This window comes from Collinsella aerofaciens (genome assembly GCF_015556945.1).
Classification (GTDB): domain Bacteria; phylum Actinomycetota; class Coriobacteriia; order Coriobacteriales; family Coriobacteriaceae; genus Collinsella; species Collinsella aerofaciens_AO.
Window position 1 is genome coordinate 42,641 of sequence record NZ_JADNNH010000009.1, and the last position, 21,067, is coordinate 63,707.

Annotated in this window: 25 protein-coding genes; 11 read left to right on the forward strand and 14 right to left on the reverse strand. The window is 59.2% G+C overall.

The genetic code is table 11. From position 1 onward, the window contains the following. Positions 1 to 72: 72 nt before the first annotated feature. Positions 73 to 456, reverse strand: a complete 384-nt coding sequence (locus tag I2F59_RS04020; RefSeq protein ID WP_006234377.1) for a heavy-metal-associated domain-containing protein — start codon at positions 454 to 456, stop codon at positions 73 to 75. Positions 457 to 630: 174 nt separating this feature from the next. On the opposite strand from I2F59_RS04020, the gene I2F59_RS04025 reads away from it, so the two are divergent. Beyond that, entirely contained in the window at positions 631 to 1,335 is a 705-nt protein-coding gene (locus I2F59_RS04025; RefSeq protein ID WP_055309754.1) for a DUF3793 family protein, read from the forward strand. Positions 1,336 to 1,381: 46 nt separating this feature from the next. Beyond that, complete coding sequence (locus I2F59_RS04030) at positions 1,382 to 1,801, forward strand: flavodoxin (RefSeq protein ID WP_006234379.1); 420 nt, start codon at positions 1,382 to 1,384, stop codon at positions 1,799 to 1,801. Positions 1,802 to 1,918: 117 nt separating this feature from the next. Here I2F59_RS04030 and I2F59_RS04035 read toward each other — a convergent pair whose 3' ends face one another. From I2F59_RS04035 to I2F59_RS04060, 6 genes are all read right to left on the reverse strand, one after another. Then, positions 1,919 to 2,671, reverse strand: a complete 753-nt coding sequence (locus I2F59_RS04035) for an amino acid ABC transporter ATP-binding protein (RefSeq protein WP_195503325.1) — start codon at positions 2,669 to 2,671, stop codon at positions 1,919 to 1,921. A 12-nt stretch (positions 2,672 to 2,683) separates the two neighbouring features. Then, positions 2,684 to 4,045, reverse strand: coding sequence for an ABC transporter permease subunit (locus I2F59_RS04040; protein ID WP_229065329.1), 1,362 nt, complete (start codon positions 4,043 to 4,045; stop codon positions 2,684 to 2,686). A 118-nt stretch (positions 4,046 to 4,163) separates the two neighbouring features. Next, on the reverse strand, positions 4,164 to 5,024 hold the full coding sequence (locus I2F59_RS04045) for an ABC transporter substrate-binding protein (protein WP_195503326.1): 861 nt from the start codon (positions 5,022 to 5,024) through the stop codon (positions 4,164 to 4,166). A 147-nt stretch (positions 5,025 to 5,171) separates the two neighbouring features. Next, positions 5,172 to 6,038, reverse strand: a complete 867-nt coding sequence (locus tag I2F59_RS04050; RefSeq protein ID WP_195503327.1) for a deoxyribonuclease IV — start codon at positions 6,036 to 6,038, stop codon at positions 5,172 to 5,174. 152 nt (positions 6,039 to 6,190) lie between these two features. Beyond that, complete coding sequence (locus tag I2F59_RS04055) at positions 6,191 to 7,210, reverse strand: Gfo/Idh/MocA family protein (protein ID WP_195503328.1); 1,020 nt, start codon at positions 7,208 to 7,210, stop codon at positions 6,191 to 6,193. 91 nt (positions 7,211 to 7,301) lie between these two features. Continuing rightward, the gene (locus tag I2F59_RS04060) at positions 7,302 to 8,492 is read right to left on the reverse strand and encodes an aldo/keto reductase (protein ID WP_195503329.1); all 1,191 of its coding nucleotides are present in this window, start codon (positions 8,490 to 8,492) and stop codon (positions 7,302 to 7,304) included. Between the two features lie 163 nt (positions 8,493 to 8,655). Between I2F59_RS04060 and I2F59_RS04065 the strand changes: the two genes are divergently transcribed. Both I2F59_RS04065 and I2F59_RS04070 read left to right on the forward strand, forming a co-directional pair. Beyond that, entirely contained in the window at positions 8,656 to 8,850 is a 195-nt protein-coding gene (locus tag I2F59_RS04065) for a cyclase family protein (RefSeq protein WP_195503330.1), read from the forward strand. Between the two features lie 123 nt (positions 8,851 to 8,973). Continuing rightward, positions 8,974 to 9,888 (forward strand): ketopantoate reductase family protein, encoded by a 915-nt coding sequence (locus I2F59_RS04070; RefSeq protein WP_229065330.1) that lies wholly within the window; start codon positions 8,974 to 8,976, stop codon positions 9,886 to 9,888. Positions 9,889 to 9,997: 109 nt separating this feature from the next. Here the strand turns inward: I2F59_RS04070 and I2F59_RS04075 are convergent, their stop codons facing one another. The 3 genes from I2F59_RS04075 to I2F59_RS04085 all read right to left on the reverse strand — a co-directional run bounded on the left by I2F59_RS04075 (position 9,998) and on the right by I2F59_RS04085 (position 12,787). Then, positions 9,998 to 10,204, reverse strand: a complete 207-nt coding sequence (locus I2F59_RS04075) for a hypothetical protein (protein ID WP_195503332.1) — start codon at positions 10,202 to 10,204, stop codon at positions 9,998 to 10,000. A gap of 186 nt (positions 10,205 to 10,390) precedes the next feature. Next, complete coding sequence (locus I2F59_RS04080; RefSeq protein ID WP_195503333.1) at positions 10,391 to 11,164, reverse strand: hypothetical protein; 774 nt, start codon at positions 11,162 to 11,164, stop codon at positions 10,391 to 10,393. Positions 11,165 to 11,476: 312 nt separating this feature from the next. Then, complete coding sequence (locus I2F59_RS04085; protein ID WP_117848770.1) at positions 11,477 to 12,787, reverse strand: O-acetylhomoserine aminocarboxypropyltransferase/cysteine synthase family protein; 1,311 nt, start codon at positions 12,785 to 12,787, stop codon at positions 11,477 to 11,479. A 272-nt stretch (positions 12,788 to 13,059) separates the two neighbouring features. Here I2F59_RS04085 and I2F59_RS04090 point away from each other — a divergent pair, with 272 nt between their 5' ends. The 5 genes from I2F59_RS04090 to I2F59_RS04110 all read left to right on the forward strand — a co-directional run bounded on the left by I2F59_RS04090 (position 13,060) and on the right by I2F59_RS04110 (position 16,582). After that, entirely contained in the window at positions 13,060 to 13,998 is a 939-nt protein-coding gene (locus tag I2F59_RS04090) for a LysR family transcriptional regulator (RefSeq protein ID WP_195503334.1), read from the forward strand. A 12-nt stretch (positions 13,999 to 14,010) separates the two neighbouring features. Further along, entirely contained in the window at positions 14,011 to 14,547 is a 537-nt protein-coding gene (rnhA, locus tag I2F59_RS04095) for a ribonuclease HI (protein WP_195503335.1), read from the forward strand. 73 nt (positions 14,548 to 14,620) lie between these two features. Further along, positions 14,621 to 15,727: a Gfo/Idh/MocA family protein gene (locus tag I2F59_RS04100; RefSeq protein ID WP_195503336.1), complete on the forward strand. Its 1,107-nt coding sequence runs from the start codon at positions 14,621 to 14,623 to the stop codon at positions 15,725 to 15,727. A gap of 2 nt (positions 15,728 to 15,729) precedes the next feature. Then, positions 15,730 to 16,140 carry an acylphosphatase gene (locus I2F59_RS04105; RefSeq protein WP_195503337.1) on the forward strand — a complete coding sequence of 137 codons (411 nt, stop codon included), beginning with the start codon at positions 15,730 to 15,732 and terminating at the stop codon, positions 16,138 to 16,140. Between the two features lie 61 nt (positions 16,141 to 16,201). After that, positions 16,202 to 16,582, forward strand: a complete 381-nt coding sequence (locus I2F59_RS04110; RefSeq protein WP_195503338.1) for a Fur family transcriptional regulator — start codon at positions 16,202 to 16,204, stop codon at positions 16,580 to 16,582. A gap of 77 nt (positions 16,583 to 16,659) precedes the next feature. Here the strand turns inward: I2F59_RS04110 and I2F59_RS04115 are convergent, their stop codons facing one another. The 3 genes from I2F59_RS04115 to I2F59_RS04125 all read right to left on the reverse strand — a co-directional run bounded on the left by I2F59_RS04115 (position 16,660) and on the right by I2F59_RS04125 (position 18,551). Next, complete coding sequence (locus I2F59_RS04115; protein ID WP_195503339.1) at positions 16,660 to 17,457, reverse strand: HAD-IIB family hydrolase; 798 nt, start codon at positions 17,455 to 17,457, stop codon at positions 16,660 to 16,662. Between the two features lie 83 nt (positions 17,458 to 17,540). Beyond that, entirely contained in the window at positions 17,541 to 18,119 is a 579-nt protein-coding gene (locus I2F59_RS04120) for an urease accessory protein UreE (protein ID WP_195503340.1), read from the reverse strand. A 3-nt stretch (positions 18,120 to 18,122) separates the two neighbouring features. Then, positions 18,123 to 18,551 (reverse strand): FKBP-type peptidyl-prolyl cis-trans isomerase, encoded by a 429-nt coding sequence (locus I2F59_RS04125; RefSeq protein WP_035138874.1) that lies wholly within the window; start codon positions 18,549 to 18,551, stop codon positions 18,123 to 18,125. A gap of 120 nt (positions 18,552 to 18,671) precedes the next feature. On the opposite strand from I2F59_RS04125, the gene I2F59_RS04130 reads away from it, so the two are divergent. Together I2F59_RS04130 and I2F59_RS04135 are read left to right on the forward strand one after the other, a co-directional pair. Further along, positions 18,672 to 19,685 carry a dipeptidase gene (locus I2F59_RS04130; protein WP_195503341.1) on the forward strand — a complete coding sequence of 338 codons (1,014 nt, stop codon included), beginning with the start codon at positions 18,672 to 18,674 and terminating at the stop codon, positions 19,683 to 19,685. Positions 19,686 to 19,759: 74 nt separating this feature from the next. Next, a complete protein-coding gene (locus I2F59_RS04135; protein WP_195503342.1) occupies positions 19,760 to 20,536 on the forward strand; it encodes a M48 family metallopeptidase in 777 nt (258 codons plus the stop codon). Between the two features lie 6 nt (positions 20,537 to 20,542). On the opposite strand, the gene folB is transcribed toward I2F59_RS04135, so the two are convergent. Beyond that, positions 20,543 to 21,028 (reverse strand): dihydroneopterin aldolase, encoded by a 486-nt coding sequence (folB, locus tag I2F59_RS04140; RefSeq protein ID WP_195503343.1) that lies wholly within the window; start codon positions 21,026 to 21,028, stop codon positions 20,543 to 20,545. Between the last annotated feature and the right edge of the window lie 39 nt (positions 21,029 to 21,067).

Here is a 21,067-nt window from a genome sequence, read left to right on the forward strand (position 1 = left end):
TTTTTGCGCAAATTTTTGGATGCCGATAGTCACAATGGGCAGGAGGCTGGTACCCACCGGAGAGGGCAACGCCTACATTTTCATAACGTAATAGCCCGCACCCCTCACTGCCGTCTCGAGTGTGTCGCGATCAACCGGGCGCTTCGAGCGCACGCGTGCCGTGTGGTCCGCGTACGTTACCGTAGCCCACACGCCATCAAGCGCATTGAGGGCATTCGTCACATTCCGGGCGCAGCCGTCGCAACTCATGCCGCCGATAAGGAGTTCCTCACGATAGGGGTAGTGGGACTCGTCGGTGTCTGCCACCACAACCTTTTTGGCCTTCTTGCCGCTCGCACCATCGCTGCAGCAACTCTTCCCGTGTGTCGAAGCGGCAATGCGACGCAGTCCAAAAAACATGCCGACGGCAATGACGGTCAGCACGATGAGATTCGCAGGGTTGAGCAAGTCACTCATGCGTTCCCCTTTCAAGTAGCCCTATCTGGATACCCCCATGGGGTGTCTCCATCTTAACCCAAAATCATGTCCGTTCGGTCAATTAGTTTCCCTCTTCAAACTTTTTTGTTGACCATGGCTTACTTTCGTGTATAAGTTTTCCTAGGCTAACAGTTTAGATCCGTAAGGAGCGACGTGACTCGAACCATAGACATCCCAACGTTTCAGGCAGCAGTCGTGCGCAACTGCTCCCCCACGCTCGCGGGCATCAAGCCGGCATCGCTCTTTACCTATCCAGGCACCTACGCCCACGGGGACGGCTCGACCGCAACAGAAACCATCGCAGAACGCCGAGCACGCCTGCTCAACGTTATCGCCCAGTGCAACCGCGAGCTTGACCCGCTTGGCATCCACCTGAGTGTTTTGGTCTGGCGGCCCTGCGGAGCGCTCGTGTACGTGTACCGAGCCAAAAGCCTCACCACCTATTTCGCGGACCCTCGCGCCAAAACGGCGCTCGCCTCGGAAGGCTACGACACGAGAGACCTTTCGACATGCCTTGTGCATTTGGCATCACGCATCACGCTCGCGAGTAATAACGTCGCGGAATGCGCCTGTAGCCAGACTCGATGCGCACTACCCCAGCAAGCTAGCTGCAGCAACGACTGCACCTGCGAGTTTCCGCACGAAATAGGCTACTTCCTAGGATATCCCTACGACGACGTGCACGAGTTTATCGTCCAGCGCGGCGAGAACTATAAGGTCTTTGGGGCCTGGAAGGTCTACGCAAATGTCGAGCAGGCACTTGCGACGTTTGATGCCTACCGCGCCTGCACCCAATACTTCACCTTTGTCTATCAGCAGGGCTACAGCTTGGCGCAACTTGCCCAGGCAACCCGATAGAACATAGAAGCCGTGGCAACCTGCCGCACAACTGAAAGGACTCAACATGAGCAAGATCGCCGTCGTCTACTGGAGCGGCACGGGCAACACCGAGGCCATGGCAAACCTCGTTGCCGAAGGTGCAACCGATGCCGGCGCCGAGGCAGAGGTCATCTCCTGCGCCGACTTCTCCGCAGACAAGGCCGCTGGCTATGACGCTATCGCCTTCGGCTGCCCCGCCATGGGTTCCGAGGAGCTTGAATATGATGAGTTCCAGCCCATGTGGGATGAGGTCAAGGAGACCCTCGGCGACAAGAAGGTCGTCCTCTTTGGCTCTTATTCGTGGGCCGAGGGCGAATGGATGGACAACTGGAAGGCGGACGCCGACGAGGAGGGCGTCAACGTCGTCGATTCCGTCATCTGCTACGACGCCCCCGATGATGAGAGCGAAGCGGCCTGCCGCGCCCTTGGAGCCGAGCTCGCCTAGCGGCAATGAGCTCCGCCCGCAACGCGCATTGCAACAAAACACATTCGCGTCCCAACAAAAACGGGAGCCGGATCACATCCGGCTCCCGTTTTCTGCTATGTCAGTCATATAAAGCGGCTACGAGATATTGCCCAAGAACGCCTTGGTGCGCTCGCTCTTGGGGTGGTCGAAGACCTCGCTCGGCGTACCCTCTTCCACAATGACGCCGCCGTCCATAAAGACGACGCGGTCGGCGACATCGCGGGCAAAGCCCATCTCGTGCGTCACGACGATCATGGTCATACCGTCGTGCGCCAGGTCGCGCATGACGCCCAGAACGTCGCGCACGAGCTCAGGGTCGAGCGCCGACGTGGCCTCGTCAAAGAGCATCACGTGCGGGTTCATCGACAGGGCGCGGGCGATGGCCACGCGCTGCTGCTGGCCGCCCGAGAGCTGGCTCGGCATAAAGTCGATGCGCCCGGCCAGGCCGACCTTGGTCAGCTCCTCGACGGCGATCTTCTCGGCCTCTTCCTTGCTGCGCTTGAGCACCTTTTGCTGCGCAAGCATGACGTTCTTTTTGACCGACAGGTGCGGGAACAGGTTGAACTGCTGAAACACCATGCCCAGGTGCGTGCGCACTTTGTTGAGGTCGACGCCCTTGGCACACACATCCACGCCCTCGACGACAATCGAGCCGCTCGTGGGATGCTCCAGGCGATTGATGCAGCGAAGCATCGTCGACTTGCCCGAGCCTGAGGGGCCCAAGACCACAACGACCTCACCCTTGTGCACATCCAGATCGATATCGCGCAGGACCACGTTGTCCCCAAAGGCCTTCTGGAGGTTCTTGATGCTGACGACGACCTCGTTCGAGTTATTGGTTTCGCTCATGATAGGACCTCCTTACAGACCGGCGATGTGATCGGCGGGCGTCGCGACAACCTGTCCGGCGCTCTTGGCGGGACGCTTCTTCTTGGTCTCGGCCGTGCCCAAAAGCCTCGCCTCAAGACCGCTCACCAAGCGAGCGAGCGGCAGGGTGATGACCAGATAGAACAGGGCGGCAACCACGTACGGTGTAATGGAGCCCGTCGTGGCCACGATGGTACGGGCGTTCATGACGATCTCGACCACACCCACGGCGGCAAGCAGCGACGTATCCTTGTAAAGCAAGATAAACTCGCTGGTCAGCGTAGGCAAAACATTACGGAACGTCTGCGGAATCATGACATAGAGCAGCGTCTGGAACGCGTTCATGCCCAGCGAACGCGCAGCCTCGTTTTGGCCCTTGGGGATCGATTGAATACCGGCACGGAAGATCTCGCATAGGTACGCAGACGAGTTCATGGCCATGACGATAACGCCAAGCACGTAGTCATCAACCTTGACGCCGGCCAACGGCAGACCGAAGAACGCGATATAGATCTGCAGGAACGCCGGCGTACCGCGGATGATATTCACATAGATGCCGGCGAGGCAGCGCAGGATGCGCGACTTGGAGATGCGCATGAGCGACAAGGCAAAGCCAAAGGGAATTGCCAGCGGAAACGCCACAAGCACGATCGAGAGCGACATAAGGAAGCCCTTAAAGACGATCGGCAGGCTTTGGACCAAAATGACTGGGTTTAAGAACAGGCGCAGGAACATATTGGAGTTCCAGGCCTCGACCCACGGCTGCTCCTTAAGATCGGCCAGGAAGTTATCGAATGCCGTCACGCCCTTGATCTCCACCGACGGAATCTTGGAAATCTTCTTGGTCGAACCGTCGGCGAGCGTATAGGTGCCGCTAAAGGCCTCTTCGCCGCCCTCGACGGGAAACGTCACGCCGTAAACCTCGACACGGAAAAAGCCGCCGGCAGGCGCCGTCTCGCCAAAGTCAATCTTGAGCGTCTGGCCGTCAGCCTTGCACGTGGGCTTCATGGGCGTACGATCCATGAGGTCCTCGCCCGAGAGCATCGTCAATCGCGTGTCATCGGTACCAAACGTCGTGCCGTCGACAAACGTCAGCGAAAGACCGCTCAGCTCCTCATCGGCATCGGCCTGGACCTCCCAGGTAATGCGCGTCTCGGTGCCACCGACCACGTCGCTGCCCGAACCGGTATTGGGACGCGCGGTGATCTTTGCGGTCTCGAGCGCCTGAGCGGTCGAAGGCGCGGCTGTCCCCGCGCACAGCAAAGCGAGCGCCACAGTCAGGGCGCAGGCTAGTTTTTGGAGCATCGAGGGCAGCGGGAAGCGCCGACCCATGGCCCCTTCGTTCAATCGAGACAAGGTGGCTCCTATCGTAGAAGTTGCCGGCAAAACGAGACGGAAATGCTCTCCGTCAAGAGAAGCGCAAAGGCCCTCTCCGCCAAAACGGAAAGGGCCCGCGCGCAATCAAGTAGTTATTTTACTTGATGTTGTACTTAGCCATGAGGGCGTCAACGGTACCGTCGTCGGTCAGGTCCTTGATGGCCTGGTTGATGTCGTCCTTGAGCTTGGTGTTGCCCTGGTTGATGGCGATGGCGTACTCCTCGCCGGTGCTGATCTGCTTAATGGTCTGGCAGGTGCTGAACTGCTCGGCGGTCAGCTGGCTGGCAACGGAGCGGTTGGTGACTACGGCGTCGCCCTTATCGGACTGCAGGGCGCTGAAGCACTCGGTGGCGTCCTTGTAGGGGACGATCTTGGCCTTGGGGAAGTTCTCCTGGGCAAAGGACTCGGCGGTCGAGCCAGACTGGACGATGATGGTAGCGTCGGCGTTGTTGAGCTTCTCGCTGTAGTTGTCGGCCGTGATGTCGGTGTTATCGACCTTGGTCACGATAGCCTGATCGTCCATGTAGTAGGAATCAGAGAAAGTGACTTCCTTCTCACGCTCGGGCGTGTCGGTGATAGCCGCGATGGAGACGTCATACTTGGCGCCCGAAGCGACACCCGGAACCAGCGTGTCAAAGTCATTGTTGACATACTCGACATCCAGGCCCAGCTTGTCGCCGATAGCCTTGATGAGCTCAAGGTCAAAGCCCTGATAATCGCCGTTGTCATCCTTGTACTCAAACGGAGCGTACTCGGCAGAGGTGCCGACGGTCAGCGTACCGTCCTTGACGAGCGCGTACTCCTTGGAGCCGTCGACCTTCTCGACCTTAGCGTCGTCAGAGCTGCTGGAACCGGCATCAGAACCAGAGGTGGCGTTAGACGAGCCGCAGCCCGTCAGAGCGAGGGCGAGCGCCATAGCGCCCGTGGCGGCAAATGCGCCAAGCTTCTTCAGCTTCATAATCAGTCTCCTTCCGGTGACCTCGTTTGATTCAGAGGTCTGCAAAAACTGTTGGCTATTATGCACCCGGAATTACGAATCTGCAATGAGAAAACTGATTGAAACAAACCCATAACGTGAATGGAATACTCTACTTTGTGACAGTCATTACTGCTGCAATGACCTTAATAGTCTAATTTCAGTTGCATAACCTGCAAGTTCGTTCGGAGTCTCCAAAATAAACGGCAGCGAACGCAAGTGGCCATTCGATACAATATTCTGCATAACCTGCATACCGCCACCAAATTCCTCGCTGCCAAGGTATCCCTTGCCGATGCACTCGTGACGATCTTTATGGGCGCCACAAGGGTTCTTCGAATCGTTGATGTGTACGGCATGCAAGCGATCGATACCCACCACGCGGTCGAACTCGTCGAGTACGCCGTCCAGATCATGGATGATGTCGTAGCCGGCATCGCTCACATGACAAGTGTCTAGGCAAACGCCCAGCTTGGACGACAGCTCGGGGCGTTTGCCGGCAACACCCTCAATGATGAGCGCCAGTTCCTCAAAGCTGCGGCCCACCTCGGTACCCTTGCCGGCCATGGTCTCGAGCAGCACTGTCGTCTGCTGGCCCTCAAACATCACCTGGCACAGGGTGTCGACAATCATCTGAATGCCGGCGTCGGAGCCCTGCCCCACATGCGCACCGGGATGGAAGTTGTAGTAGTTGCCGGGCAGCGCCTCCATGCGCCGCAGGTCCTCTGCCATAGCCTCCAAGGCGAACTCGCGCGCCCGCTCTTTGGCAGAACAGGGGTTGTAGGTATACGGGGCATGCGCCACCAGCGGTCCAAAGTCGTTTTGCGACATAAGCTCGCGCAGAGCCGCCACGTCATCCATGTCAAGTTCTTTTGCCTTGCCACCGCGCGGGTTGCGCGTAAAGAACGCAAAGGTATTGGCGCCAATGGACAACGCCGTCTCCCCCATTGCCCGATAGCCCTTCGTCGTCGAAAGATGACACCCGATCGTCAGCATCTCCAGCTCCCTCCTCATCAGTTGCGGAAAAATACGGTCTATTGGTGCCTTATTTTGGCGCAAACAGACCGTATTCCACCGCAAGTTATAAAAGGGGCATCAGGAGCAAAGGCCTCCAGGCATTCCAAGCGCTGGCGCCATGCCCCCACGCCCTAAAGTTTCAAGCGAATCGCATCGATGATGTGCGCACAGCGCTGTGTGGCGGCTAGGGACATGATGGGGCTTTCGAGTTTCCCCGCCTGAATGAGCTGCGTCGCATGCGACGCCTCACCGTAAAAATCATCGACTTCAAATGGTGCATCGATTTCGAGTACTCGACCGTCGGAATACTTCACATGGGCGAGCTCGGGGCGATGGAGACGCTCGATTTCCAACGAGCCCCGCTCACAGGCAATCGTTAAGCGGCTTTCATATGCTGCCTTGCCATCGCACACCATATGAATGGGTATACCGCCGACGCTCATATGGATCTCATCGGCCCAATCGACGCGGCCGCCTGACACGTCACGCCAGCGAACTTCACGGGACGAAACCTCGCACGCGCCCGCGAGCAAATCCTCAAACCAACCGACCGCATAGCAGCCCATGTCATATAGACAGCCGCCCTGCAACGGATCAAGCAGATAGCCCGAAGGAGGCTCGCCGTAATCGAGCTTTTGCACGCTTTCAATCGAGACAATACGGCCAAGCTCACCCGACGCAAGCAAGTCCTTCACGCGAGTGCGCATCGGGCAAAACCGATTCTTCATCGCCTCCATAAACAGCACGCCGCGCTCGCGAGAGGTGGAGGCAATCGAGAGAGCCTCTTCCTCACTCAAAACGGCCGGCTTTTCGCACAGCACGGCCTTTCCGGCGCGCAGCGCGCGACAGGCCCAACGCGTATGCATGCCATGCGGAAGAGCCAAGTAGATTGCGTCGACATCGGGGTCGGCAATCAGCGCGTCATAAGCCGCATTGCCGTTATCGTCGACCGAGGCATGGCCATGCGCAGCATCGATCGAAAACGCTCGGCAAAATTCCTCGACATGTGCAGGAGTGCGGCCGGCCGCAGCCACCAGCCGTGCCCCGTCGGCCTTCTTGAGCGACGATGCAAATCGATGAGAAATGTGCCCAGCGCCCAAAATGCCCCAACGAACCTCACGCGAATCATTTCGTAAACCTCGGTCACCCACGATAGCCTCCCATCAGTTGCGGTGAAATAGTTCCTGTTGATGCCTTATTCTGCCGCAAACAGGAACTATTCCATCACAAGATATAAAAGGGTCATGAGGAGCGTGTTTTGCCGAAGGCCTTAAGCACCGCCGTCACGGGACCAGGCTGGAAACGTCGGCGCACATCGTCGAGACACTCGGGAATATCGATGTGCTGTGGGCAGTGCCGCGCGCATTTGCCGCATTTGACGCAATTGCTCACCAACTTGGGCTCGCTTGTGCGCACCGCGCTCGCCGTAAAGTATTGAGACAGCCCCGTAAACCAGCTGTGCGCATAGCTTGCGTTGTAGGCGGCAAAACATCCAGGGATATTGATGCCTTTAGGGCACGGCATGCAATAGCCGCATCCCGTGCAGGGCACGCGATTCGATTTTTCAAACTCATCCAGCACGTGCGCGATCGTGTCGAGCTGGTTGGCAGTCATCGAATTCGGCAACGCGAGGTCTGCCAGTGACGAATTCTCATCCACCTGCGCGGTATCGGTCATACCCGAAAGCAGCATCGTCACCTGAGGATGATTCCACACCCACGAAAGACCCCAGGCGGCAGGAGTGAGCAAATGCGGGTCACGGGCACTATCGAGCACAGCGCGGGCCCGTGGCGGCAGCTTGCCCGCTAAACGCCCGCCCAGCAGCGGCTCCATCACAAACACCGCGAGGCCTCGCTCGGCGGCGGCCATGAGCCCCGCTGTTCCCGCCTGATATCGCTCTCCAGCGTAATTGTACTGGATCTGGCAAAAATCCCAGTCATATGCGTCAAGCATCGTCAGGAAATCCACCGCGCTGCCGTGGTACGAAAAACCAATCTGGCGAATGCGCCCCGCCGCCTTTTGACACGCGATCCAGTCCTCAATGCCCAACGCCACCACACGTTCCCACTGGGCGGGCGAGGTAATGTTATGCATGAGGTAATAGTCGATATGGTCGGTCCGTAGGCGGCGCAGTTGCTCGTCGAAGAACCGGTCGAAATCCTCCGCGCATTTGCACGAAGCATGCGGCAGCTTGGTTGCGAGCAAAACCTGGTCGCGCAAGCCCAGGCGCTCAAGCGACGCACCCACGCACGCCTCGTTGCCGGGATAGAGATAGGCCGTGTCCAGGTAGTTAATCCCCTGCTCCACCGCGCGGGAGATGATGGCATCGGCCGTCTTCGCATCGGGGTGTCCCGGCGCACCGGGAAACCTCATGCAGCCCAGACCCAGAGCGGATATTCGGTTACCACTTTTGGGGTCAACACGGTATTGCACGGCCCCTCCCTTCGCCATCAGCGCCCCGGCAAGGCGAAACACAATGGTCACGCAGCCGAAACATCGTGGAATCGCAATCGAGAACGTATCGTAACGCAGCAGAAATCGAGCCGTCACGGCACCGCTTTAACATCAGCAAAAAGCCCGATGAAAGGAGGCGAGCGTGACCACGCGCGAGGATGCCTACCCCTACCCCGGCGAGCAGTACATCCTCTCGGTCGACCGCTATCAGATCGAGGCCATGGACCATCTGGACGAGCTTCCCGCCACAGGCGCCGTCATCTTCTGCACCTTCCCTAAGGTCCGTGATGGTGTTGGATATCCCGCACGCGTTTTTGCGGTCTGCCCCGCTGCATAAGCGCACAGCGCAATAGTTTCTTTTTTATAACAGCCGCCCCGCGCACCCACCAATCACCCTGGCAGCATACAATCCATCAGGCGTCCCTTACGCGGGCGCCTTTTATATGGGGAGATGATTCACATGCAGATCAACAAGGTCGCTTTTATCGGCAAGGGCGGCGTCGGCCTGCTCTACGGCAGCATGATTGCCAAGGCCCTCGGCAATGACGCCGTCGAATACGTTATGGATGACACCCGTTTTGAGCGTCACGCGGGCGATGCGCTCACTGTCAACGGCAAGCCCTGCGATCTCACGTCCGTCCGCGCCAGCGAGGCGACGCCCGCCGATCTGGTCATCCTGACAGTCAAGACCACCGGTCTCGACCAAGCACTCAAGACTATGGAGCGTGTCGTGGGACCCAACACGCTCATCGCCTCGCTGTGCAACGGCATTACGAGCGAGCAAAAGATTGCCGAACGCTTTGGCTGGGAGCATACCGTTCTTGGTATCTGCCAGGGCATGGACGCCGTGTTCCTCAACGGCGCGCTCACCTTTACCAATGCGGGCGAGATCCGCTTTGGCGCGGCGGCCGGCACGGACCCCGCGACCGTCGCCGCTATCGACGAGCTCTATACGCGCTGCGGCATCGCCCATACCGTCGAGAGCGACATTGCGCACCGCATGTGGGCCAAACTCATGCTCAACGACGGCATCAACCAGACCTGCATGGCCTACGGCGGGACCTACGGAAGCGCCACGGAGCCGGGCTCCGAGCAGCGCCGCTGTTTTGTCTCCGCCATGCGCGAGACGCTTGCGGTCGCCAACGCCGAGGGCGTTGAGCTGACCGAGGCAGATCTGACGCAAATGGTGCACCTCATCGAGGGAATCGACCCCGCCGGTATGCCCTCGATGGCGCAGGACCGCATCGCACAACGAAAAACCGAAGTCGAGGAGTTCGCGGGCACCATTTGCCGCCTGGCCGCCAAACACGATATCCAAGTGCCGCAAAACGATTGGCTCTACCAGAGGATTCGCGAAATAGAAAGCAGCTGGTAGTGCTCGGCATACTGCAGCCAACAGATCCAATGGCAAAGCCGCCGCAAGGGGCACTCCCCTCGCAGCGGCTTCCTTTTTCATCTTTGGCCAAAAATCAGCTTCACAACGGTTAGAGCTGCGACTCCGACGCCTGCCCCTCATCGTCGCGACAAAGGACTACACCCGCACTTCCCAGCAGCGCGGCCGCGATCAACGCGCCGACCACAATAGAGGCAGCCCCACAAGACCCCTGCACACCTGCGACGAGCGCGGCCGTAGGACCAAGGCAACCAAGCGTCAATGCAATGGCGGCAACGGCAATATCTCGAGCATTCACAAGACCACTTCCTCCAAGAGAAAGACCTTATTTCTCAAGAACCAGTGTGCCCCGCATCCATACGCCCAGCGTACCGCCACGGTAAGGGCTCTGTTAACTCAAACGCATACATAGAACGGGCGTCCTTACGTTGCCCTAAAGCTCGGTAAAGACGCCCGTCCGCCAAATATCCGTGATGCAGAAAAATTACCAGCCAGTGTAGTAGTCGGTGGTTCCGGCAGCGCAGCCGGAGTCATAGACCTTGCAATCACCCTTGGAGCCCGTAAAGGTCGAGCCCTGGGCCATATCGCCCGCGGCAACAACGTAATAGCCGTCGGAATCGCGCCAAAAGCCCTCAGAATCCTGAGTCCATTCGCCCGTGCGATAGTGATAAAGCACATTGCTGCTGTAATAGGTCTCGCGGCGCCCGTTGTAGTTATTGACACCCGCAGAGCGCGTCAGGCCCGATCCGTTCGCGTAGGACGCGGCAGACGCGTAGGACGGAGTGTAACCGGCGTTGTAGTACGAAGCCTGGGCGACCTCGGCAGCCTCCGCCTCGGCGGCAGCCTCGAGCGCTTCGCGCTTGGCATCCTCAAGCGCAGTGCGCAGCTCATCGAGCTCGGTCGACTTGGCGTCGACCTTCCCCATCGTCAACAGGCTACCCGCACCGTCGATGCAACCCTGCAGCACAGCGCGCTCGTCATCGGTGGCATAGTCGCCATACATATTCATGATGATCTGAGCGCGCATCTCCAGGGAATCGCGCTTGGCCTCCATCGAGGCGTTCCACTCCTGCATGGAACCATAACCATCGCCGCGATAGTCAACGGGCTGTACCAGCGTCGTCTCGGACGGCGTAGATCCAACCGTATCGGATAGTGTTGCCGCGTGGGCATCAGTTGCACCGGCGCCCGCCAAAAGTGCCACGGTCAGAGCGGCGGAAAGGGCGGCGGCTTTCGGTTTTCGTGAATCGATCCTCATGTAGCTGGAAACCTCCGTAGTGCGTTTTTGCTGCGTTTGAGCTGCGTGTGATTCGATTGCGCTGCATAGTACCCCGAGCAAATCGCGACCTGCGTTTTTACTCAAAAGGCGCACGTCAATTGCGTAAAACTCACATCCTCTTAACAGGAGTTTTCCACATCTCGATTGCATAAAGCATGCCAAAAACCCTGTTTTTGCACCCGCTCTATGCAAAAAAGGCGCCTGTGCAACCATTGTTCGCACAGGCGCCTTGAGCAGGCATTTTATGCAGTTATACCTATCGAGTCGCAAGGGGTCCTTGCACAAGTCGCCTTACTCGTCCAGCGCGGCGAAGGCCTGCTTCAGATCCCAAATGATATCCTCGGCGTTCTCGGTACCGATGGAAAGACGGATCGTGGAGGGCGTGATGTTCTGCTCGGCGAGCTCCTCGGCAGAGAGCTGGGAGTGCGTGGTGGTAGCCGGGTGCACGACGAGCGACTTGACGTCGGCCACGTTGGCGAGCAGCGAGAAGACCTGCAGATGATCGATGAACTTCCAAGCTGCCTCCTGGCCACCCTTAATCTCAAAGGTAAAGATCGAGGCACCGCCGTTGGGGAAGTACTTCTGATAGAGCTCGTGATCGGGGTGCTCAGACAGGCTCGGGTGGTTCACCTTGGCGACATGGCTATCACCAGCCAGGAACTCAACGACCTTCTTGGTGTTCTCGACATGACGGTCAACGCGCAGCGACAGAGTCTCGGTGCCCTGGAGCAGGATCCAAGCGTTGAACGGGCTGATGCAGGCGCCCTCGTCACGCAGCAGGATGGCGCGGACATAGGTTGCGAAGGCGGCGGGACCGGCAGCCTCGGCAAACGAGACGCCATGGTAGGAGGGGTTGGGCTCGGCAATCTGCTCATACTTGCCGCTCGCCTTCCAATCGAAGTTACCGCCGTCGACGATCACACCGCCCAGCGAGGTGCCGTGGCCGCCGATAAACTTGGTTGCGGAGTGGACGACGATGTTGGCACCATGCTCCAGCGGACGGAACAGATACGGGGTGCCGAAGGTGTTGTCGACGACAACCGGTAAACCGTGCTTCTTGGCGATCTCGGAGATGGCGTCGATGTTGGGGATGTCGGAGTTGGGGTTGCCGAGCGTCTCAAGATAGATGACCGTGGTGTTGTCCTTGATGGCTCCCTCGACCTCGTCCAGGTTGTGGGCATCGACGAAGGTGGTCTCGACGCCAAACTGGGAGAGCGTATGCTCCAGCAGGTTGTAGGAGCCGCCGTAGATGGTCTTCTGAGCCACCACGTGGTCACCGGCCTGAGCAAGAGCCTGCAGGGTATAGGTGATGGCAGCAGCACCGGAGGCGACGGCGAGACCTGCCACGCCACCCTCGAGTGCGGCGATACGGTCCTCGAAGACGCCCTGGGTGGAGTTGGTCAGACGGCCGTAGATGTTACCAGCATCGGCAAGACCAAAGCGGTCGGCGGCGTGCTGGGAGTTGCGGAACACATAGCTCGTGGTCTGGTAGATAGGCACGGCACGGGAGTCGGATGCAGGATCGGCGCTCTCCTGGCCAACGTGCAGCTGCAGGGTATCGAAACCAAAAGTGTGCTCGGGGTTGTTGATGAACTGGCTCATGATGATCTCCTTGATCGAACAAAAGTAATAAGCGTAAGAGAAGTAAGTCGCTGTCTCCTGATCACGCCGACGGGCGCAAGCAGGAGCCCGGCATTCGTCTTGGTAAGCAATTCATATGCGGGCCTCCTTTCGCATCCCGGTTCCGTGGTTGGCTTAATTACCTACCGCCTTTGTGTGTTTTGAATAGTACGAGCATTGTTTCCCTCGGTCAATCACTTAAAAGCGCTAACCTGTTATCGGTTTTATAGATAACACTCGAAAGGATGGCGCCGATGACCCTCCAGCAGCTTCGTTTCCTGATCGCCGTAGCAGAGTCCGGCTCAATCAATGCCGCAGCTCAGCGCCTCTATACCGCTCAGTCCAACATCTCAAACGCCGTCAAAAGCCTGGAACAGGAGCTCCATCTGGAGATCTTTACGCGCTCCAGCCGCGGCGTCACGCTCACCAACGACGGCACCGAGCTTTTGGGTTATGCACGCCAGGTCGTAGAGCAGGCCGACATGCTCGAGGCGCGCTACGAGGACGGCGGCACCCCGCAAGCCCGCCTCGCCATTTCCGCCCAGCACTACGCCTTTTCGGTCGAGGCCTTTGTCAACGTGGTCGAGCGCTGCCGCGACAGCAAGTTCGAGTTCATCATGCGCGAGACCACCACATCGCAGATCATCGATGACGTCCGCGCGTTTCGCAGCGACATCGGCATCCTGTATCTGGACGACTTTAACGCCCGCGTTCTGCAGAAGGCCTTCGCCGATGCCCGCGCAAGCTTCCATCCCCTCTTCGACGCGACGGTCCACGTCTTCGTTAGCGAGCGCCACCCGCTTGCCCGCCGCCCGCAGCTGTCCCTTGCCGACCTCACACCCTATACGCGCTACAGCTTTGAGCAGGGAACCTCAAACTCCTTCTATTACGCCGAGGAACCTTTTAGCTATATCCCTTGCGACCGCAACATACGAATCTCGGACCGCGGAACACTTACTAACTTACTTATCACGTCGAACGGTTACACCCTGTCGACCGGTGTCCTCTCCAATGAAATGCAATGGGGTATGGCATCGATCCCGTTAGCAGACGCCCCGACGATGCATGTGGGCTACATCATGCACGACGATCGCAAGCCCTCTCCCCTCTTGCAGCAATACCTCGACGAACTCAACCGCATCATCCATGCCAACCAACTGTCGGAAGACGGGGTAGAAATCGTAGATTGCTAGCCCCCGGCGGGCATGGCGCTACAATGGTCACTCACACGAAACGTACCCAACGAAAGGAACCATGTGAAGGTCATCATCTATACCGACGGCTCGGCCCGATCAAATCCGGGACGCGGCGGCTACGGCGCCGTGCTCAAATACACCAACCCCGCCGGCAAGACCTTCACCTCTGAGCTTTCGCGCGGCTACGCCAAGACCACCAACAACCGCATGGAGCTCATGGCCGTTATCGTGGCGCTCGAGGCACTTAACCGCCCCTGCGAGGTCGAGGTCCATTCCGATTCGCAATACGTCGTCAACGCCTTCAACAAACACTGGATCGACGGCTGGAAAAAGCGCGGGTGGAAAACTGCCAACAAGCAGCCCGTCAAGAACCGCGACCTGTGGGAGCGCCTGCTTGCCGCAAAGAGCAAGCATAAGGTGGAGTTCATCTGGGTTAAGGGGCATGCCGGCCACGAGCTCAATGAGCGCTGCGACGAGCTCGCCACCACCGCGGCCGACGGAGCCAACCTCGATATCGACACCGGCTTTAGCGAGAGCGACCTGTAACGGCGTTTTCGCACGCTTTTATGTCCTCCCGCGCTACACTCGTCCTGTAGGCCAAACAACGCAAGGGGGACACATGCTGCGCATCGCAACCATCGGCACATCCATGATCACCGACGACTTTATCCAAGTCGTCAATGCCAACGACCAGGCTACATTCGTAGGCACGCTCTCGCGCGACGCAGATCGTGGCGCCGCCTTTACCGCCGAACACGGCGGCGAACGCAACTTCACCGCACTTGACGAGCTTGCGTCCGCCGACGACGTCGACGCCGTCTACATCGGCAGCCCCAACGCGCTCCATCACGAGCAGGCGCTCGCCTGCATCGCCGGTGGCAAGCACGTCATCGTCGAGAAGCCCTTCTGCGCCACCGAAGCGCAGGCACTGGAAGTCTTCCGTGCTGCCGAGGCAGCAGGCGTCGTGGCCCTCGAGGCCATGCGCCCGCTTCACGACCCCGCCTTCCACGCCATTGAGGACGCTCTGGGCGAGATTGCGCCCATTCGCCGCGCCTCACTGCGCTTTGGCAAGTATTCCTCACGCTACAACGAAATCCTCGCTGGACGCGCCACCAATATCTTCGACTGCAATATGGCATCGGGTTCCCTCATGGACATTGGCGTCTACGCCGTCGAGCCCATGGTCGAGATTTTCGGCATGCCCTCTGGTCTCACCAGCATGACCACGCTGCTCGACCCCTCAACGCAAGAGCTCACCCATGGCCCCATCGACGGTTGCGGTTCCATTCTCGCCAGCTATGGCGGTGGCCGTATCTCCGTCGAGCTCGCGCACTCCAAAATTACGAATGACCTGCTGCCCTCGCAGATCGAAGGCGAGCGTGGCACTATCCAGATCGACCATCTGTCCACGCCCCGCAACGTCCGCATCGACTATCGCGGCGACGTCGTACGCGGCTCGGCGACCGAGGCACCGCGCGAACAGGACGACAACGGCCGCGCGCTCGATCTGCCCAAATCGAGCAACACTATGGAATACGAACTCATAGACTTTATCACCGCCATCGGTAATATCGATAACGTTAAGGAAGAGATCTGGGAGACCCCGGCGGGACGCCACGAGCTCGGCCACTACCGCGATGTCACGCTCGTCTCGCTCCGCATCATGGATGCCGTGCGTCAGCAGGCCGGCATTACCTTCCCCGCCGATTCAGTCAAGCAGGCCTAGCGATGGGCCTCTTCGATACGTTCTTCTCCAGCGTCACCGGCAGCAGTCGAGAGCCTCAAAAACCATCAAACATCGAGCTCGAGCTGCGCCGCAGGCTTACTGTGCTCGCAAGCGACGAAGCCACTCAAGACACTCCCCTGCGCTACTTCCTGCACTGGACGGGGCAAGTCCAAGGCGTTGGTTTTCGCTTTACCAACACCAACCTCGCGCAGGCACGCGCACTCACCGGCTGGGTGCGTAACATGGAAGACGGCTCCGTCGAGATGGAGATACAGGGGGCTCCGGCAAACATCCTATCTCATCTCGAGGCGCTTCATGCCTCCTACGAGCGCATGGGAACGCGTTTTCGCCTCGCAGACGCCCAGGCCCGAGCCCCACTTACCAATGAAGACGGTTTCAGTCCTCGTTATTAGTATTGTGTGCTAAATACGGTATCATTTACCTACGACCGTTGACAGAAAAGAGGCGAGGCGCATGGCGGTGCAAAGAAGAAACACCAAGCAGCGGAAGCTGGTTCTTGACGCCGTGCGCCAAAGCTATAACCACCCCACCGCCGATGAGATCTACAACGCCGTGCGCGCGCAGGATGACAAAATCAGCCGCGGTACGGTCTACCGCAATCTCAATCTCTTAGCCGACGCCGGCGAGATCCTCTCCATCAAGACGCCGGGCGGCAGCCGCTTCGATCGCACGATCGAGCCGCATGCGCATATCATCTGCACCTCGTGCAGCCGCGTCATCGACGTACCGCTCCCCTTCGATGCCCAGCTCGACGCCAAGGCGTCCGAGCAAATCGGCTGGCACGTCACGTCGCACTACACCATCTTCGAGGGTCTCTGCCCCGACTGCCGGTAGCCCTTAGTGGCATGCCCGCAAATCTACTTGCCCATCCGCTACAGCAAAAAGTAGATTTCTAGGTATGTCCCGAAAACCTACTCGGCGAGCAGACGGCGCAGTTCCTCTTCGACCGTGCGCACGTAGCGGACACGGTCATTGATACCGCGCATGCTGGGATTGCAGCTCTCCATCAAATAGGGATGGCCCACGACGTTGAGCATGTCACGATCGTTCTCATTGTCACCAAACGCCATCATCTCATCGGGTGAAATCCCCAGGGCACGACCGTAATCGGCAAGCGCAGAGCCCTTGCCCGAACCGAAACCGATAAAGTCCGTCCATTCGGTTCCCGATGTCATGACATCGACTCGGTCGCCAAAGAGGCGCTCGAAATACTCCAGGGCCGCCGGCTGCTCCATCTCGGGTGTCTGGAAAGCAATCTTAATGACGTCCTCGTCGATATCCTCGGGACGGTCGACCACCGCCACATCGCAGTGGACCTCATAGCGCAGGTGGTCAACAAACGTGTCGTTGCCGCTCATGGTGTAGAGGTGCCCCTCGCACGAAAGTGTCACGTCGGCATGGGGATACGCAACCACGGCATTCGCGATATCCATAGCAAGGCTACGCTCCATGGAACGCTTGACAACGGCACGCCCCTCGCTCATCACCAGGGCTCCGTTTTCGCATACATAGGCAAGCTCATCGGCCACCGGGGCAAACAGGTAGCGCAAGCTCGCATATTGACGGCCACTCGCCGGCATAAACACGATACCGCGACGATGCAGCTCATCGATGAGCTCAAAGGCCTCGGAACGCGGCTCGCGCTCCCCCGGATGCAGCAACGTGCCGTCCAAATCGCATGCAATCAGCTTGATTCCCTCAAGACCCATATGCTTTCCCCCAAAGCACCTCATCAACAGTAAGACGGACTTTGAATAGTTGCCTCTCAAAGTCCGTCTTACTCATACGCGCGTTAACCGCGCGCCTTCTTTACGATCGTAAAGTCTGGAGCCATACTCACGACGACATCCGCCGCACTCGACGCAAAGCGCCGGTCCGCATCGAGTTCACGGGTAACCACCGTGAGCCGAACACCCTCGACACCCCGGAGCATGCGGCCCAAAACAGGCTGCACCGGCGTATACATGCGCACGGTATGCTCGTCCGAGTCGCCCCGGAAGAGCGGCGCATGCATGTTGCCGATCTCCCAGCACGCATGCGCGAGCGCAATCGGATCCATGCGGTCGACTTCGACCAAATAAACCTCGGCGCTGCGCAGGCGCACGACAACCGCCACGGGCACCACGCCCGAACGGTCAATGGCGAGCACGTCGCCGTCGGCAAGACGACCACCGTCGGTAGCATCCAGCCGAACATCGATCGTGCACCCCAGCTCCGTCACGCCCGCAAACGCGCATACATCAGCCTGGTCCCAATCGAGCAGTAGCTCATCGACCTCAAAGACACCGCCCAGCTCCCGGCGAAGCAAAAGCTCATAGGACGGGTCGTTGAGATTTCCCAAACATGTCGTCGAAACCAAGCGTTCAGGCATGCTCTAGCCCTCGACCTCGACGAGCTCGATATCAAAGTTGAGGTCCTTGCCGGCCAACTCGTGGTTGGCGTCGAGCGTCACGGCCTCGGGCGTCACGTCGATGACCACGGCGGGGACGGGCATGCCGCTCGGCGTGGACAGGAAAAGCTTCATGCCCTTCTCGATCTGCTCGATATTGGGAACCTGCTCGGCCGGGAAGGTCAGAACCATCTCGGGATTGTGCTCGCCGTAGGCATCGGCAGCAGGAATGTGCACAGTCTTCTTCTCGCCCACCTGCATGTCGACAACAGCGGCGTCGAAGCCCTTGATCATCTGGCCGGCGCCGCAGGTGAACTCCAGCGGCTCGCCGCGATCGTAGGAGCTATCGAACTGCGTGCCGTCGTCGAGCGTGCCGCGATAATGGGTCTTAACCTTCTTGCCCTGGTTGGACATGGTAACCTCCGTGATAAGGGCGGCGCGCAACGCGGGCCGCCATGAACATATGGCGCTAACTATACCCTAGTCATACAATTCAAAGACAGTTTGCAAAGAAACGCTGCAACCGGAGGAACCATGGCATATCCCGTATTTGACCTACACTGCGACACCGCCGACCGCATCGGCTGGGCCACGCTCGATCTCGACCTGCGCTTTACTGCCGGCACCGACGGTTATTTCCCCGGCGACGAAACGCATCCGCAAGATTTCGACCTCATCGAGGGCAACGCCTGCGCCATCTCGCTCGCAAAGATCGGCAACACGCCGTGGGCACAGTGCTTCGCCACGTTTGTCCCCGACGAGATTCCCACCGCCCACGCCGCGCGCTTCCAGGCGCAAATCATGGCGCATATGAGCGGCCAGGCCATGCTCAACCACGACCGCATGGTCAACGTACGCAGCGCCGCAGACATTCGCCCCGCGCTCAAGGACGGCAAGGTCGCTTGCATCCACACCATCGAAAACGCCACGTTCTTTGCCGAGGACCCCGCGCTGATCGAGGTGCTCAAGAGCTTGGGCGTGCTTATGTCGTCACTCAGCTGGAACGCGCAGGGACCGCTCGCGAGCGGACACGATACCCACGCCGGCCTCACCGCCGCCGGCATCGAGGCACTTACGCAGATGGAGCACGCCGGCATGGTACTCGACGTCTCCCACCTCAACGATGAGTGCTTTGACGAGGTCGTCGCCCACGCCACGCGCCCCTTCGTCGCCAGCCACTCCAACTCCCGTGCGGTTTGCGGCGTCAAACGCAACCTTACCGACGACCAGTTCCGCACCATTCGCGACATGGGCGGTATCGTCGGCCTCAACTACTGCAGCGAGTTCCTTTCCAACGACGCAACCGACAAGACCGCCGCAGACGTCACCTTCGACCAGCTGGCGGCACATATCGAACACTGGCTCGACCTGGGCGGCGAGGACGTCATCGCACTCGGCGGCGACTGGGACGGAGCCACGGTGCCCGCTTTCCTCTCCGATACCAGCAAGATGCCCGAGTTCCAGAACATGCTTTCCAAGCACTTTGGCAAGACCGTGATGCAGAAGCTCTGCAGCGACAACGCGCTTGCCTTCTTTGAGCGTTATTAATTTCACATCCCTTGAGCGGGCCGGCATGCCGAACGGTCGACATGCCGGCCCGTCCCCAATCCAAAGGACCGCTTTTGACGCAGCAGTTTACGATTTCCGTATCCCGACCGGATGGCACATCCATCCCCGTCGTCGTTACCAAAAAGCGCGTCAAGAACTTCAACCTACGCGTCACATCGAGCGGTGAGGCCCACGCCAGCGCACCGCTCGGCGCCAGCCGCGAGCGTATCGAAGCGTTTGTGAAGCGCAACAGCGCCTGGATTATCAGCCGACTTGACCAGCGTGAGCAACATCAGGCGACGGCGCGAGAGCCGCTCAGTCCCTCGTCCATCATTGCGCTTTGGGGCAAGCCCATCACGGTACAAGATGCGCTCGATCACAACTTTGCATCGCCCGCACCGCGGCCCAAGCAGGCCACCTTCGCAAGTTTTATGGGCGCCGACAAATCGAACGAACGCCCACAGGCCGAGCGGCGCGCAATCCTCGACGGCCTGACGCCCGATGAGCTCCAGACCCGCATCGACCAGCTCTATGCATCCGAGGTCACCACAGCGCTGCGCGATATGGTGCATGCATACGAAATCGCAATGGGTATCGCCGTTTCCCGCGTTTCCGTACGCAGTATGAAGACGCGCTGGGGCTCATGCACACCCAAAACCGGCGCCATTCGCATCGCGCGCGAGCTCGCCGCCTACCCTGTCGAATGCCTCGACATGGTTGTCGCCCACGAGCTCGTCCACTTGCTCGAGCCAAGCCACAATCAGCGGTTTCACGCCCTGCTCGACACGTACTGCCCCAACAATAGGGCTCTGTCGCAGCGGCTCAAGCGGCCACCCATAGAGACGTATTAGAACCGGTTAGCGCACGCGCTCGATCTCGACACCGCAGCTTGTCAAGGGAAGACCGACGGGCGCCCACGGCTTATCGAGCTTTATGCGCACACCAAGCAGCAAGGGATAACGACGCAACAGCATCTGGGCCACACCCTCGGCTGCGGCCTCGATGAGTTTAAACGTATGCTCGCGCAGATAGCCATCGACATCGTGGCACACCGAGCCGTAGTCAATCGAGGCGTCCAGGTTATCGTGCTCCCCCGCTGCGCGCAGGTCGGCATAGAGCACCAAGGACACGATGAACTTCTGGCCCAGCGCGTTCTCTTCGGGATACACGCCGTGATTGGCAAAGACCTCGAGACCGTCGATAGTAATGCGGTCGGCATGGCGCAGATCGTCATAGCTCACGTGGGGCACCGCCGTTGCGGTGGATATTTCGCCCCTTCCACGGCGGGCGAGCTCGGCGCCTTCAGTCTTGGTTGCATTCTCGGGCAGTTTCTTGTTGCTCATCGCGATCGTCTCCTTCGTTTAGAACCCCGACCGCGCAAA

Bases quoted from the DNA above. Each gene is read 5' to 3' on its own strand.
- I2F59_RS04080 (WP_195503333.1), bottom strand. From the start codon at position 11,164: ATGAGGATCGATTCACGAAAACCGAAAGCCGCCGCCCTTTCCGCCGCT.
- I2F59_RS04105 (WP_195503337.1), top strand. From the start codon at position 15,730: ATGGGCCTCTTCGATACGTTCTTCTCCAGCGTCACCGGCAGCAGTCGA.
- I2F59_RS04020 (WP_006234377.1), bottom strand. From the start codon at position 456: ATGAGTGACTTGCTCAACCCTGCGAATCTCATCGTGCTGACCGTCATT.
- I2F59_RS04090 (WP_195503334.1), top strand. From the start codon at position 13,060: ATGACCCTCCAGCAGCTTCGTTTCCTGATCGCCGTAGCAGAGTCCGGC.
- I2F59_RS04030 (WP_006234379.1), top strand. From the start codon at position 1,382: ATGAGCAAGATCGCCGTCGTCTACTGGAGCGGCACGGGCAACACCGAG.
- I2F59_RS04070 (WP_229065330.1), top strand. From the start codon at position 8,974: ATGCAGATCAACAAGGTCGCTTTTATCGGCAAGGGCGGCGTCGGCCTG.
- rnhA (WP_195503335.1), top strand. From the start codon at position 14,011: ATGGCGCTACAATGGTCACTCACACGAAACGTACCCAACGAAAGGAAC.
- I2F59_RS04100 (WP_195503336.1), top strand. From the start codon at position 14,621: ATGCTGCGCATCGCAACCATCGGCACATCCATGATCACCGACGACTTT.
- I2F59_RS04125 (WP_035138874.1), bottom strand. From the start codon at position 18,551: ATGTCCAACCAGGGCAAGAAGGTTAAGACCCATTATCGCGGCACGCTC.
- I2F59_RS04120 (WP_195503340.1), bottom strand. From the start codon at position 18,119: ATGCCTGAACGCTTGGTTTCGACGACATGTTTGGGAAATCTCAACGAC.
- I2F59_RS04045 (WP_195503326.1), bottom strand. From the start codon at position 5,024: ATGAAGCTGAAGAAGCTTGGCGCATTTGCCGCCACGGGCGCTATGGCG.
- I2F59_RS04110 (WP_195503338.1), top strand. From the start codon at position 16,202: ATGGCGGTGCAAAGAAGAAACACCAAGCAGCGGAAGCTGGTTCTTGAC.
- I2F59_RS04130 (WP_195503341.1), top strand. From the start codon at position 18,672: ATGGCATATCCCGTATTTGACCTACACTGCGACACCGCCGACCGCATC.
- I2F59_RS04115 (WP_195503339.1), bottom strand. From the start codon at position 17,457: ATGGGTCTTGAGGGAATCAAGCTGATTGCATGCGATTTGGACGGCACG.
- I2F59_RS04050 (WP_195503327.1), bottom strand. From the start codon at position 6,038: ATGCTGACGATCGGGTGTCATCTTTCGACGACGAAGGGCTATCGGGCA.
- I2F59_RS04085 (WP_117848770.1), bottom strand. From the start codon at position 12,787: ATGAGCCAGTTCATCAACAACCCCGAGCACACTTTTGGTTTCGATACC.
- folB (WP_195503343.1), bottom strand. From the start codon at position 21,028: ATGAGCAACAAGAAACTGCCCGAGAATGCAACCAAGACTGAAGGCGCC.
- I2F59_RS04035 (WP_195503325.1), bottom strand. From the start codon at position 2,671: ATGAGCGAAACCAATAACTCGAACGAGGTCGTCGTCAGCATCAAGAAC.